The organism is Pseudomonas arabinosi (genome assembly GCF_047758675.1).
Taxonomy (GTDB): Bacteria; Pseudomonadota; Gammaproteobacteria; order Pseudomonadales; family Pseudomonadaceae; genus Aquipseudomonas; species Aquipseudomonas arabinosi.
Genome location: NZ_CP180480.1, coordinates 5265849 through 5279127 on the forward strand (window position 1 = coordinate 5265849; position 13279 = coordinate 5279127).

A 13279-nucleotide genomic window follows, 5' to 3' on the forward strand; every position below is an offset into this window, starting at 1 on the left:
CCTCTGGATGAACCCCCGAAGCAGCGGGGAGTAAGCCTAAGTGACCTGACCGGCCTTGAGCAGGACAGCAGATCGTCTGTTGGTATGGAACGAGGACAATGAAAATAAATTTAAGACTGTTTTTTGATGGGACAGAATGATCAATGGGCGTCCCATTGCAGCATCCGCACCCGGCAATGCTTCATTGCATTGACGATGTGCTTCTCCACCAATGCGCGAGAAATACCGAGGTGTTCGGCGATCTCCGGGTGCGACAGGCCATCGATCTTGCGCAGCAGGAAACTCTCGCGGCACAGCCGTGGCAATTCCGCCAATGCACGCTGGAGCATCTCCAGGCGTTGACCGTGATCGAGGCTGTGATGAGGGGATGGGGTGAAGTAGCGCTCTTCGTTGTCGAGCACTTCCAGCGACTCGACCTGACGCAGGGCATTGCGCCGATGGTCGTCGATCACCAGGTTGAGCGCGGTGCGATACAGAAACGCCCGAGGCTGCTCGATCGGCGTGTCGCTGGACCGCTCCAATACCCGCAGATAAGCGTCATGCACCACATCTTCGGCCACCTGACGGTTGCCCAGCTTGGCGTTCAAAAAACACACCAGCTCGCGATAGTAGTTTTCCAACATGACTCCCGGCCGCAGGGGTGCGGTTTCTATCCTTGAGCCAGACCGGCGACCGCCAAAATGGGCAGTGGCACGATAGTGGCAGTTCGAGGTGCGTAATTTATAGTAATTCTCATATAGATTTAAAGTATTGCTTCGCCTTGACCCACAAATAGTCAAGATCAAGCGGCTGCACACTGCTTCACCTGTAGGAGCTGTCGAGTGAAACGAGGCTGCGATCTTTTGATCTTGATCTGAAAAAATCAAAAGATCGCAGCCTCGTTTCACTCGACAGCTCCTACAGGTGTTACGCCATATGTCCCGGGCTAAATTCCCCGCGACTTTCCTCGTTTACAAGGCAGCTCCCCGTCCTTGCCGACTCTCCGGCAGCGTTCATCTGCTTTGAACGACGGGCCGATTTTCATTGGCCGGAACCCTGCATGAAACGTCCCCGACAGACCCGACGCGCCCTGCTTGTAGCACTTTGTCTGATCCCCGTTATCGCCGTGGCCGCCTGGCAGATCATCCCGCCCGGCCGCGACCAGTTCGCCACCGTGCAGGTCACCCGCGCCGACATCGAAAGCAGCGTCACCGCGCTGGGCACTCTGCAACCTCGACGTTATGTCGACGTCGGTGCCCAGGCGTCCGGACAGATCCACAAGATCCACGTGGAAGTCGGCGATGTGGTGAAGGAAGGCCAGTTGCTGGTGGAAATCGATCCGTCCACGCAACAGGCCAAACTCGACGCCGGGCGTTTCTCCATCGAAAACCTCAAGGCGCAGCTGCAGGAACAGCGGGCGCAGCACGACCTCGCCCGGCAGAAATTCCAGCGCCAGCAAAACCTCAAGGCCGGTGGCGCCACCCGCGAAGAAGACGTGCAGACCGCCGAGGCCGAACTGCGCGCCACCCAGGCCCGCATCGACATGTTCCAGGCGCAGATCCGCCAGGCCCAGGCCAGCCTGCGCAGCGATCAGGCGGAATTCGGTTACACCCGAATCTATGCGCCCATGAGCGGCACCGTCGTCGCACTCGACGCCCGTGAAGGCCAGACCCTCAACGCCCAGCAACAAACGCCACTGATTCTGCGCATCGCCAAGTTGTCGCCGATGACCGTCTGGGCCGAGGTATCGGAAGCCGACATCGGTCACGTCAAACCCGGGATGACGGCCTGGTTCACCACCCTCAGCGGCGGCAACCGTCGCTGGAACAGCACCGTGCGACAGATTCTGCCGGTACCGCCCAAGCCGCTGGACCAGACCAGCCAGGGCGGCGGCAGCCCCGCCAGTTCGAGCAAAAGCGGCAGCGCTCGCGTGGTGCTGTACACCGTATTGCTGGACGTCGATAACGCCGACAACGCGCTGATGGCGGAAATGACCACCCAGGTCTTCTTCGTTTCGGATCAGGCGAAAAACACCCTGACTGCGCCTGTCGCAGCGTTGCAGGCCGGCACTGAAGCGAACATGCAAATTGCCCAGGTCGTCGCCAAAAACGGCCGTATCGAGCAGCGTGACGTGCGCACCGGCATCAGCGATCGCCTGCGGGTGCAGATCATCGACGGCTTGCAGGAAGGCGATCACCTGTTGATCGGCCCGGCCGACGGGAGTGGCGGCTGAATGCTGACGCCCCTGATCGACCTGCACGACATCCGCAAAGCCTACGGCGGCGGCGATTCACCGGAAGTTCACGTGTTGCGCGGCATCGACCTGTCGATCCATGCCGGGGAATTCGTGGCGATCGTCGGTGCCTCCGGCTCCGGCAAGTCGACGCTGATGAACATCCTCGGCGGCCTCGACCGTCCGACCTCGGGCGAATACCGCTTCGCCGGGGAAAACGTTGCCGCACTCGACAGCGACGAACTGGCCTGGTTGCGCCGCGAAGCCTTCGGTTTTGTGTTCCAGGGTTATCACCTGATCCCGTCCGGCTCGGCCCAGGAAAACGTCGAGATGCCGGCCATCTACGCAGGCTTGCCGGCCGCCGAACGCCACGCCCGCGCAGCCGCCCTGCTCGACCGCCTCGGCCTGGCCTCGCGCACCGGCAACCGTCCGCACCAGCTCTCCGGCGGCCAGCAACAACGGGTGTCCATCGCCCGCGCCTTGATGAACGGCGGCCACATCATCCTCGCCGATGAACCCACCGGTGCCCTCGACAGCCACAGCGGTGCCGAGGTCATGACCCTGCTCGACGAACTGGCGGGCCAGGGCCACGTGGTGATCCTCATCACCCACGACCGCGAAGTCGCGGCACGGGCCAAACGCATCATCGAAATTCGCGACGGGCTGATCATCAGCGACAGCGCCCGGGACAATCCCGAAGCACAAACCTCAGCCAATCCCGGTGCGCTGCAAGCGGTGGATCTGCGCAAGCGCCTGACCGAAGGCGCCGAAGCCACTGGCGCCTGGAAAGGCGAACTGGTGGATGCGGTGCAAGCTGCGTGGCGGGTGATGTGGATCAACCGTTTTCGCACCGCACTGACGCTGCTCGGGATCATCATCGGCGTGGCGTCGGTGGTGGTCATGCTCGCCGTCGGTGAAGGCAGCAAGCGTCAGGTGATGGCGCAAATGGGCGCGTTCGGCTCCAACATCATTTACCTCAGCGGCTCGTCGCCTAACCCGCGAACGCCGCAGGGCATCGTCACCCTGGATGACGTCGCGGCGGTGGGAAGCCTGCCGCAAGTGACACGGATCATGCCGGTCAACGGCCAGGAGGCCGGGGTGCGTTTCGGCAACCTCGACCACTTGAGCTACGTCGGCGGCAACGACACCAATTTCCCGGCGATCTTCAACTGGCCGGTGGTGGAAGGCAGCTACTTCACTCAGGACGATGAACGCAACGCGGCGGCAGTCGCGGTGATCGGCCACAAGGTGCGGACCAAGTTGCTCAAGGACGTCGCCAACCCGATCGGCCAGTACATCCTGATCGAGAACGTGCCGTTCCAGGTGGTCGGCGTGCTCGCGGAAAAAGGCGCCAGCTCGGGCGACTCCGACAGCGACGACCGCATCGCCATCCCCTACTCCGCCGCCAGCGTCCGACTGTTCGGCACCCACAATCCCGAATACGTGGCCATCGCCGCCGCCGATGCACGCAAGGTGAAAGAGGCCGAAGTAGCCATCGAGCAATTGATGCTGCGCCTACACAACGGCAAGAAGGATTTCGAACTGACCAACAACGCGGCGATGATCCAGGCCGAGGCGCGCACACAAAATACGCTGTCGCTGATGCTCGGCTCGATTGCTGCGATTTCGTTGCTGGTGGGCGGGATCGGTGTGATGAACATCATGCTCATGACCGTGCGCGAACGCACCCGCGAGATCGGTATCCGCATGGCCACCGGCGCCCGACAACGGGACATCCTCCGGCAGTTCCTGACGGAAGCGGTGATGCTTTCGGTGGTCGGCGGGCTCGCCGGGATTGCCCTGGCGCTGATCGTCGGTGGCGTGCTGATCCTCAGCGAAGTCGCCGTCGCGTTCTCCTTGATAGCGGTGCTCGGCGCCTTCGGCTGCGCCCTGGTCACCGGTGTTGTCTTCGGCTTCATGCCGGCCCGCAAAGCTGCCCGACTCGACCCGGTCACGGCCCTTACCAGTGAATGATCGATCTATGAAGCCGCAACTCAGTTTGCTGACTCTCTGCCTGTTGCTCGGCGCCTGTGGCAGTCCCGCCCAGCGCCCGGACAGCGGCATTCAGCCGCCCGCCGCCTGGCAATCGCCGCACACCGAAAGTGCCTCACGCAGCAACCTGCAATGGTGGACGCAGTTCGGCAGCCCGCAGCTTGATCAACTGATCGGACAGGCCCGGGTCGGCAGTTACGATCTGGCCGCTGCCATCGCTCGGGTGCGTCAGGCGCAAGCCGAGACCGTGATTGCCGGCGGCTCGCTGCTGCCGGAGGTCAAGGCCGGCCTGAACGCCAATCGGCAGAAACTATTGCGCGGCAACGGCTACAGCCAGCTTGATGCCGACGGCGATAACAAGGCCGTCGATTACTTTAACGCCAACCTCAGCGCCACTTACGAAGTCGACTTCTGGGGCGGCCAAGGCGCTTCCCGCGACAGTGCGCAGTTCGGCTTGCAGGCCAGCGAATTCGATCAAGCGACGGTGGAGTTGACGCTGCTCAGCGGCGTCGCCAACAGCTACGCGCAAAGCGTGTCGTTGCGTGAGCAAAGCCGCATCGCCGAGTTGAATCTGGCGAACGCGCAGAATGTTTTGAAACTGGTGCAGACGCGTTTTGACTCAGGCTCGGCAACCGCGCTGGAACTGGCGCAGCAGAAGAGTCTGGTCGCCGCGCAACAGCGACAATTGCCGTTGGTGCAGCAACAGGCTCAGGACGCACAGATCAGCCTTGCCGCCCTGCTCGGACGGCCGGTGCAGGAATTGTCTTTGGGTCAGGAACGCTTTGATCAATTGTCATGGCCGACCATTGGCGCTGGGCTGCCCGGCGAGCTGATCAGTCGTCGCCCGGACATCGCCCGCGCCGAAGCGCAATTGGCCGCCGCACAAGCCGACGTCACCGTCGCCCGTGCGGCGATGCTACCGAAGGTCACGTTGAGCGCGGAACTCGGATCGGGCGCGGATCGCGCGGCGGACATGCTGCGCAATCCTTTCTACAACCTCACCGCCGGATTGCTTGCGCCGGTCTTCAACAATGGTCGCCTGAGCGCTGAGCGCGACAAGGCCACGGCCCGCCAGGAGGAACTGCTGGAGACGTACCGCGGGGCGATCATCAATGGGTTCGCCGATGTGGAAAAAGCGTTGAACAGCATTCGCGGCCTGGACGAACAGCGGCAGTGGCAAGGTGAAGAACTGAACCAGGCGCAGACCGCGTTCAACATTGCGCAAAGCCGTTATCAGGCCGGTGCCGAGGATTTGCTGACGGTGCTGGAGACACAGCGCACGCTGTATGCGGCGCAGGACTTGAATGTGCAACTGCGGTTGTCGCGGTTGCAGGCGAGTATTGCGTTGTACAAAGCGCTTGGCGGCGGGTGGCAGGTGTTGTGATTTGCAGCGCCAGTGAGTCCGCCATCGCGAGCAGGCTCGCTCCCACAGTTGATCTCAGGTGTTCACACATAATGTGTTCGCCATAGATCCATTGTGGGAGCGAGCCTGCTCGCGATTGAACGATAACGCGGTATCACCTGCTTAAGTGGTAACTGGTTTGGCCTTCAAATGCCGCGCATACCAAGGCCGCTGCGGCACTTTGCGGAACAGATCCGCCAGTTTCTTCTCGTCGTCACCAAAGGTAATCCGCAACGCCAGCTTCATGGTTTCCGGGTCCATCTCAACCGACTTGCCGACCTGTAACCCCGGCGTAGTACTGCAACCATGAGTACTCGGACCGAGCCACGGATCGTCGATCTCGACCCAACGCCCGGGCGCAAACCACGCCACGCCATTGACCTCAAGCCGACGGACCTCCCCCGGATGAAAGCGCTCGTGCGCACGGAACCAGTCTTCCAGACGATCATCGATCCAGCCATGGAAATGCCAGAACACCGGGTTCACATGGGACGAAAACGGGTCGCCGAGGAAGTCGTTTTCCGGCGCATACCAGCGTGCGGAAAAGTCCGCCGGATCCCGGGCAAACGGCACCGGCTGACCGTTGGACGAATCACGCGGCACCGAGGCCCAACGCATGTGCAGCCAGTCGTGCAGCCCCAATTCCACCTCTGAACCGAACTGACCCAGGGTCAATTTCGACAGATAACGCGGATCGCGGTACTGCGATTCCCAGACCTGGAAATTGCTGTGGTAGGTCTCGGCGGTCTTGATGTCGCTGACCCATTGCGAGTACTCGGCGTCGTCGTCGGCCAGCCAGGTCGGCGGCAGCGCAGTGCCGTCGTGGTTGTCGAAATAACGGGCGAAACCAACGCGATCACGCGCCAGTTCCGGCTGTGGCAAAGGGAAGTGCGACCAGGACGGCAAGTCTTGCAGGGAGCGCGCCTTGCCGAGCATGTGCCGGTGCATGAAGAAGAAATCCACACCCGAGCCGTTACGATCCTTGCGCGCGCCACGGGCATCACGCTCCTTGTCTCGCGGGCCCGGCTGCCAGCCAATACCGCGCAGGGCACCGCGCTTGTCTTCGGACAACGTGTGCCATTTGTCCCGGGAGGCATGCCAGAGCTGGTGAAACAGCCGATGCTCCGGGGACACCAGCCAGGCCAGCAGCGTCGGGTTGAGACCGGTGCGCTCGCGGGCTTCGGGGAACACGCGTTTGACGGCAATGAAGCGATTGTCCTGGGCCGTCAACATCAACGGACGATCCAGATTCAACACCCGACCACTGAGGGTGCCGCTGCCAGCATTGCCGAAACCGGCCCAGACTTCGTCCAGCAACAGGCTGAATTCGTAATCCGCTGCGCCGCTGGCGCTGAGCAGTCGCCAACTCAATTGCGCCGGTTTGGCGCCGGCCAGGTCGCCGAGTACCCGGTAACGCGGGGTTTCGCTCGAGCGCAAACGCTCGGCGGTGTCGAGGAACCCGCTCAAGCCGCGACCTTTGTGGCCGATGTCTAGAAACACCTCCAGCCCGTCCCGTGGCAGGCCTTCGATGCCGGCGTCAGCCCCCTCGAAACGAATCTGCCAGACACCGCGCAAGGTGTTCGCCAAATGCTGGCCAGCGACATCCGCGACATCGAATGACGCTTCGCCGGGGGTGATCGTCGGATCCGGTTTCGTCCATTCACGATGCCCATAAAAAGCCGCAGGCACGGCGGCGCCGGTCAGCGCCAGGCCTGCCATGAACCATCGTCGAGAAATCGTCATTGCCCTACCTGTGTCAGCCATGAAGCAGGCTTTATCCAAGCTAGAACGTTCACCCCCTTCAAAAATTTAACAGCATCGCCAGCAGGCTAGCTCCCACAGTGGATCTCCGGTGTTCGCAAAATCCCTGTGGGAGCGAGCCTGCTCGCGATGAGGCCATCAGCTCCACCCTAAATTTCCAACGGGATCACTCGTCCATCCCAGATAGCAAAGCCCTCCACACCGGGGCAACGAACCTGACTGAGATGAACATGACAAAACCACGTTCGAAAAAGGCGCTTTACATCGGCCTGCCGCTGGCCCTGGCGATCAGCGCCGGTGCAGGCTTTGCGGCCTGGGATTACGGGTTCAAAGACAATCCCGGTTACCCGGTCAAGGTGATGAAACAGGCCGATGAGCTGCACGAGCGAATCCTCTCCTTCGACAGCCACGTCACCGTCCCGCTGGACTTCGGTACCGCCGGCAATGAAGCGGACAAGGACGGCACCGGGCAGTTCGACCTGGTCAAGACCGGGCGTGGACGCCTGTCCGGTGCAGCCCTGACGATTTTCGGCTGGCCGGAAATCTGGAACGGCGCCAACGCCCCGCACCGCCCCACCGCCGGTTTTGTCGACGAAGCACGGTTCGAGCAGGAAACCCGCTACAAAATCATCAGCACACTGGTTCGCGACTTCCCCAATCAGGTTGCCATCGCCTACACCCCCGACGACTTCCGACGCCTGCACGGCGAAGGCAAGTTCGCGATCTTCATGAGCATGCTCAACGCCTATCCGCTGGGCAACGACCTGAACGCCCTGGACAAGTGGGCGGCGCGCGGCATGCGCATGTTCGGCTTCAGCTATGTGGGCAATAACGCCTGGGCTGATTCGTCCCGGCCGCTGCCGTTTTTCAACGATTCCCGCGACGCCCTCGGCGGCCTCTCGGAGATTGGCAAGCAGGCCGTGCACCGCCTCAACGACCTCGGCGTGATCATCGACGTTTCGCAGATGTCGACCAAGGCCCTGGAGCAAGTTGCCCAGCTGAGCCGCGCACCGATGGTCGCGTCCCACTCGGCGCCGCGAGGGCTGGTGGACATCCCGCGCAACCTCAGCGATCAGGAAATGCAGCTGATCAAGAACAGTGGCGGCGTGGTGCAGATTGTCGGTTTCCCGACCTACATCCGCCCGCTCAGCCAGGCCACCCAGGACAAACTCAACGCCCTGCGCGCACGCTTCGACCTGCAACCGCTGCAAGGCCTGGAGATGGCACTGATGCCGGGCGATCCGGTGATCACCGTCTGGTCCGAGCAACGCTTCGGCGAGTACGCCAGTCAGCTCTACGCGATTGTCGATGAAGAACCCAAGGCCACGCTCAAGGACTACGGCGACGCGATCGACTACGCGGTGAAGAAAATCGGCATCGACCATGTCGGCATCAGTTCCGACTTCAACGACGGCGGCGGTCTGGACGGCTGGAAGGATGTCAGCGAGGCCCGCAACGTGACAGCCGAACTGATCAGTCGCGGCTACGGCGAAGCCGATATCGCCAAGCTGTGGGGCGGCAACTTCCTGCGGGTCTGGGACCAGGTGCAGAAGTCCTCCAAGCCTGTGGCGAAAAACTGATTCTCTCTTTTGCAGAAGCGAACCGAGCTCATGACCAACCGTCGTTCATTCCTCAAGCAGGCCGGTATTCTCGCGGCCGGCCTGCCCTTGGGCGCAGCCGTGAACCTGCCGGCGCTGGCCGCCAATCCGGCGCCGCTGCCTAAGGATAAATGGGCGCAACTGCGCCAGATGTTCAATCAGGACCCGGACTACCTGCACTTCGCCAACTTTCTGGTGACCTCACACCCCAAACCTGTGCGTGACGCCATCGACCTGCACCGCGCCAACCTCGACCGTAATCCCGGTCGGGCTATGGACTGGGACCTGGGGGAAACCGAAAAGCGCGAGCAGGAAGTGCGCGTCTGGGCCGGTCGCTACCTCAAGGCCAAGCCCGAGCAGATCGCCCTCACCGGCAGCACCACCGAAGGCCTTTCGCTGATCTACGGTGGCATTCATGTGCGCCCCGACCAGGAAATCCTCACCAGCGAACACGAACATTACGCGACGAACTATGCGCTGGGGTATCGCCAGCAAAAGGACGGGGTCAAGGTTCGCAAGCTCAAGCTGTTCGAGAACAGCCACAGCATTTCCGTGGATGAAGTGCTGGGCTCGATTGCCAAAGGCATTCGCCCGGAAACCCGAGTGCTCGGTATGACCTGGGTGCAATCGGGCAGCGGCGTGAAACTGCCGATCGGCGAGATCGGCAAACTGGTGGACGAACAGAATCGCAACCGCGAGGAAAAGGACCGCATCCTGTATGTGGTCGACGGCGTCCATGGCTTCGGCGTCGAGGACCTCGACTTCCCCGACATGCACTGCGATTTCTTCATTGCCGGCACCCACAAATGGATGTTCGGCCCGCGCGGCACCGGAATCATCTGCGCCCGTTCGACCGAGCTCAAGGACGTGACGCCGACCATCCCGACGTTCTCCGAAGCCACCACCTTCTCGACCCTCATGACCCCCGGCGGCTATCACAGCTTTGAGCATCGCTGGGCCCTGAATGAAGCTTTCAAGCTGCACCTGGACCTGGGCAAAGCCGAAGTGCAGGCGCGCATCCATGCGCTCAATACCTATGCGAAAAACCGCTTGCTGGAGCACCCGCAGATCGAGCTTGTGACGCCTGAAAGCCCGGACCTGTCGGCCGGTTTTACCTTCTTCCGGATCAAGGATCGCGACTGCGAAAAAGTCGCCGTCCAGCTGATGGAAAACCGCGTGGTCTGCGACTCGGTAGACCGCGACGTCGGCCCGGTGATCCGCATCGCTCCCGGCCTGCTCAACACCGAAAACGATATCGACCGTTTCATGGCCCTGCTGACCAAGACCTCCTGACGCCATGACGCAGAACCCTGTGGGAGCGAGCCTGCTCGCGATAGCGGTGGGTCAGTCACCATCAATGTTGAATGTGATGGCCCAATCGCGAGCAGGCTCACTCCCACATTGGGCCTGGCGTGACACCCGTTTTTTATATCGAGATGATTCATGAACCGTGATCTGCTGACCCTGCCGCTCAAGGCACTCACACTGACAGCCCTCATGGCCGGCCTGCTGCCGGCTGCCGCGCAAGCCGCGGCAACCGCGCAACCGGGCAAAGTGTTCAAAGACTGCCGAGACTGCCCGGAAATGGTCGTGCTGCCCGCCGGCACCTTCACCATGGGCACACCGGACGATGAAGTCGGGCGCGAGCCTGATGAAGGTCCGATGCACGAGGTGACTTTTGCCAAACCGTTTGCCATGAGCCGCTTCCAGGTCACTGCCGGTGAATGGGACAGCTACGTGCGCGAGAGTGGCGTGACCATCGCCAATGGCGACACCCGGCCGGGCCGCGAGTGCGTCGCCAGCAAGCCGCGCTATCCGCAAAGCCCGCGTCAGCCGGCGGTGTGCATGAACTTCGACGACGTGAAAAACTACGTCGCCTGGCTGTCGAAAAAAACCGGGCAGACGTACCACATGGTCAGCGAAGCCCAACGCGAATATGCCGCGCGTGGCGGCAGCAAAGGGCCGTTCCCCTTCCCGTTCGATGAGGGCAAGGAATACAGCATCGCCAAGCACGCCAACACCTATGGCCCGGCGGACGGTTACAGCTTCAGCTCGCCAGTGGGCAGCTACCCGCCGAACGCCTTTGGTATGTACGACATGCATGGCAACGTTTACGAATGGGTCGAGGACTGCGAACACCCGGACTACGTCGGCGCGCCCACTGATGGCAGCGCCTGGGTCGAGCCCAAATGCGAAACCGTGCGGATTCGCGGCAACGACTGGGGTGAAGCACCGGTGTTCTCCCGCTCGGGCAACCGCAACAGCCAGTACCCGCAAGAACGCGGCGACTGGATGGGATTCCGCATCGTGCGTGATCTCTAAGCCATCACACCTCCTCCTGTGGGAGCGAGCCTGCTCGCGATGACTGCCTTCCAGTCGATATAGATGTCGACTGATAGTCCGCTATCGCGAGCAGGCTCGCTCCCACAGGGTTATGTGTGGTGTCAGTGACTTCGGGAGTCGGACTCGCCGCCAGTCGGCGCCCTTCTAAATTAAGCCTCCCACCAGACGTTCTACTGGGTATCTGCCTTTACGACCCAAGGAACTGTCTTCCATGACCCAGCCTGCCCGTGGCGCCATCGGCGAATTGTTCGCCCTGTTGAAACCCTTTCGGCTCATCGTCGCCGCGTCCATTTTCCTGGGCATGGTCGGCGGCCTGAGCGTCACGGTATTACTGGCGACCATCAACAACGCCCTGCATTCGGACACCGGCCTGACCCAAGGCGTGGTCGCCCTGTTCGCCGGTCTGTGCCTGCTGGCGCTGGCCAGTTCGATCTGCTCGGACATCGGCACCAACTATGTCGGCCAGCACATCATCGCCAAGCTGCGTAAGCAATTGGGTGAAAAGGTCCTCTCGGCACCGATCGAACAGATCGAGCGCTATCGCAGCCACCGCCTGATCCCGGTGCTGACCCACGACGTCGACACCATCAGTGACTTCGCTTTCGCCTTCGCGCCGCTGGCGATTTCCGTCACCGTGACATTGGGTTGCATGGGCTACCTGGCGATTCTGTCGTGGCCGATGTTCCTGATTATGGTCGCCGCCATCCTGATCGGCACGGCGATTCAGGCCTACGCCCAGAGCAAAGGGGTGCAGGGTTTCATGGCCGCCCGAGAAGCCGAAGATGAACTGCAAAAGCACTACAACGCGATTGCCGAAGGTGCCAAGGAATTGCGCATTCATCGCCCACGCCGCCAGCGCATGTTCGTCTCGGGCATCAAGGCTACGGCCGAGTTCATCTGCAACACCCAGGTGCGTTCCATCAACACCTTCGTGATCGCCAAGACGTTTGGCTCGATGCTGTTCTTCGTGGTCATCGGCCTGGCCCTCGCGTTGCAAACCTTTTGGCCGAGTGCCGACAAAACCGTGATGAGCGGCTTCGTGCTGGTGCTGCTTTACATGAAAGGCCCGCTGGAGCATTTGATCAGCACCTTGCCGATCGTCAGCCGCGCGCAGATTGCCTTCCGCCGCATCGCCGAATTGTCGGAGCAGTTTTCCACCCCGGAACCTCATCTGCTGCTCAGCGACAAAGGCAACGTCAAGCAAGCGGTGCACGAACTGAAACTGGCCGATGTGCGTTTCAGCTTCCCGGTGGCCGAAGGCGCTGCCCCTTTCCAGCTAGGGCCGGTGAACCTGACGATCAAGCAAGGCGACATCACCTTTATTGTCGGCGAGAACGGTTGCGGCAAGACCACGCTGATCAAACTGCTGCTGGGCCTGTACACACCGCAGCAGGGTGCAATCCACGTCAATGGCGAGGCGATCGACGCGCAGAACCGCGATGACTATCGCCAGTTGTTCACCACGATTTTTGCTGACTATTACCTGTTCGATGATGTGGTCCAGGGCGATACGCACATCCCCGAAGACGCCAACAAATACCTGCAACGGCTGGAGATCGCGCACAAGGTCAGCGTCAAGAACGGCAACTTCACCACCACCGACCTCTCCACCGGCCAGCGCAAACGCCTGGCCCTGGTCAATGCCTGGCTGGAGGAACGTCCGGTGCTGGTGTTCGATGAATGGGCGGCCGACCAGGACCCGACCTTCCGCCGGATTTTCTACACCGAGCTGCTGCCGGACCTTAAACGCCTGGGCAAGACCATCATCGTGATCTCCCACGATGACCGTTATTTCGACGTGGCGGACCAACTGGTGCGCATGGAAAGCGGACGGGTCGTCACCGAATTTGCCCCTGCCTGATCGCTGTTTTTACAAACCCTCGCCCTGCGGGGGTTTGTGCCATTTGCACGACGCCGATTGCTAACAAGCCAAATGATTCCACCTTTCGGAATTTTATTTTTCCGGTTTCT

The 13279-nt window shown here is 61.5% G+C and carries 9 protein-coding genes; 7 read left to right on the top strand and 2 right to left on the bottom strand.

Translation table 11 applies throughout. The features are described 5' to 3' along the window. Nucleotides 1-140 precede the first annotated feature (140 nt). A complete protein-coding gene (locus ACMXYJ_RS24590; protein ID WP_046048427.1) occupies nucleotides 141-623 on the bottom strand; it encodes a sigma-70 family RNA polymerase sigma factor in 483 nt (160 codons plus the stop codon). 416 nt (nucleotides 624-1039) lie between these two features. On the opposite strand from ACMXYJ_RS24590, the gene ACMXYJ_RS24595 reads away from it, so the two are divergent. From ACMXYJ_RS24595 to ACMXYJ_RS24605, 3 genes are read left to right on the top strand one after another with little or no spacing between them, the layout of a single operon-like run. Continuing rightward, a complete protein-coding gene (locus ACMXYJ_RS24595) occupies nucleotides 1040-2212 on the top strand; it encodes an efflux RND transporter periplasmic adaptor subunit (RefSeq protein ID WP_415757283.1) in 1173 nt (390 codons plus the stop codon). After that, nucleotides 2213-4186, top strand: a complete 1974-nt coding sequence (locus ACMXYJ_RS24600; RefSeq protein WP_415757284.1) for a MacB family efflux pump subunit — start codon at nucleotides 2213-2215, stop codon at nucleotides 4184-4186. It begins immediately after the preceding gene. Between the two features lie 7 nt (nucleotides 4187-4193). Further along, complete coding sequence (locus tag ACMXYJ_RS24605; RefSeq protein WP_415757285.1) at nucleotides 4194-5588, top strand: efflux transporter outer membrane subunit; 1395 nt, start codon at nucleotides 4194-4196, stop codon at nucleotides 5586-5588. Nucleotides 5589-5729: 141 nt separating this feature from the next. Here ACMXYJ_RS24605 and ACMXYJ_RS24610 read toward each other — a convergent pair whose 3' ends face one another. Next, nucleotides 5730-7349, bottom strand: coding sequence for a pyoverdine maturation tyrosinase PvdP (locus ACMXYJ_RS24610; RefSeq protein WP_415757286.1), 1620 nt, complete (start codon nucleotides 7347-7349; stop codon nucleotides 5730-5732). Between the two features lie 248 nt (nucleotides 7350-7597). Between ACMXYJ_RS24610 and pvdM the strand changes: the two genes are divergently transcribed. The 4 genes from pvdM to ACMXYJ_RS24630 all read left to right on the top strand — a co-directional run bounded on the left by pvdM (nucleotide 7598) and on the right by ACMXYJ_RS24630 (nucleotide 13169). Beyond that, nucleotides 7598-8947 carry a pyoverdine-tailoring dipeptidase-like protein PvdM gene (pvdM, locus tag ACMXYJ_RS24615; protein WP_415757287.1) on the top strand — a complete coding sequence of 450 codons (1350 nt, stop codon included), beginning with the start codon at nucleotides 7598-7600 and terminating at the stop codon, nucleotides 8945-8947. Nucleotides 8948-8977: 30 nt separating this feature from the next. Beyond that, a complete protein-coding gene (locus ACMXYJ_RS24620) occupies nucleotides 8978-10258 on the top strand; it encodes an aminotransferase class V-fold PLP-dependent enzyme (protein ID WP_415757288.1) in 1281 nt (426 codons plus the stop codon). 150 nt (nucleotides 10259-10408) lie between these two features. Continuing rightward, nucleotides 10409-11287 (top strand): dihydropyoverdine dehydrogenase, encoded by an 879-nt coding sequence (locus ACMXYJ_RS24625; protein ID WP_415757289.1) that lies wholly within the window; start codon nucleotides 10409-10411, stop codon nucleotides 11285-11287. 232 nt (nucleotides 11288-11519) lie between these two features. Beyond that, a complete protein-coding gene (locus ACMXYJ_RS24630; RefSeq protein ID WP_415757290.1) occupies nucleotides 11520-13169 on the top strand; it encodes a cyclic peptide export ABC transporter in 1650 nt (549 codons plus the stop codon). Nucleotides 13170-13279: the final 110 nt, after the last annotated feature.

Coding starts and splice junctions, on each gene's coding strand:
- ACMXYJ_RS24590 (WP_046048427.1), bottom strand. CDS start 623: ATGTTGGAAAACTACTATCGCGAGCTGGTGTGTTTTTTGAACGCCAAG.
- ACMXYJ_RS24595 (WP_415757283.1), top strand. CDS start 1,040: ATGAAACGTCCCCGACAGACCCGACGCGCCCTGCTTGTAGCACTTTGT.
- ACMXYJ_RS24600 (WP_415757284.1), top strand. CDS start 2,213: ATGCTGACGCCCCTGATCGACCTGCACGACATCCGCAAAGCCTACGGC.
- ACMXYJ_RS24605 (WP_415757285.1), top strand. CDS start 4,194: ATGAAGCCGCAACTCAGTTTGCTGACTCTCTGCCTGTTGCTCGGCGCC.
- ACMXYJ_RS24610 (WP_415757286.1), bottom strand. CDS start 7,349: ATGACGATTTCTCGACGATGGTTCATGGCAGGCCTGGCGCTGACCGGC.
- pvdM (WP_415757287.1), top strand. CDS start 7,598: ATGACAAAACCACGTTCGAAAAAGGCGCTTTACATCGGCCTGCCGCTG.
- ACMXYJ_RS24620 (WP_415757288.1), top strand. CDS start 8,978: ATGACCAACCGTCGTTCATTCCTCAAGCAGGCCGGTATTCTCGCGGCC.
- ACMXYJ_RS24625 (WP_415757289.1), top strand. CDS start 10,409: ATGAACCGTGATCTGCTGACCCTGCCGCTCAAGGCACTCACACTGACA.
- ACMXYJ_RS24630 (WP_415757290.1), top strand. CDS start 11,520: ATGACCCAGCCTGCCCGTGGCGCCATCGGCGAATTGTTCGCCCTGTTG.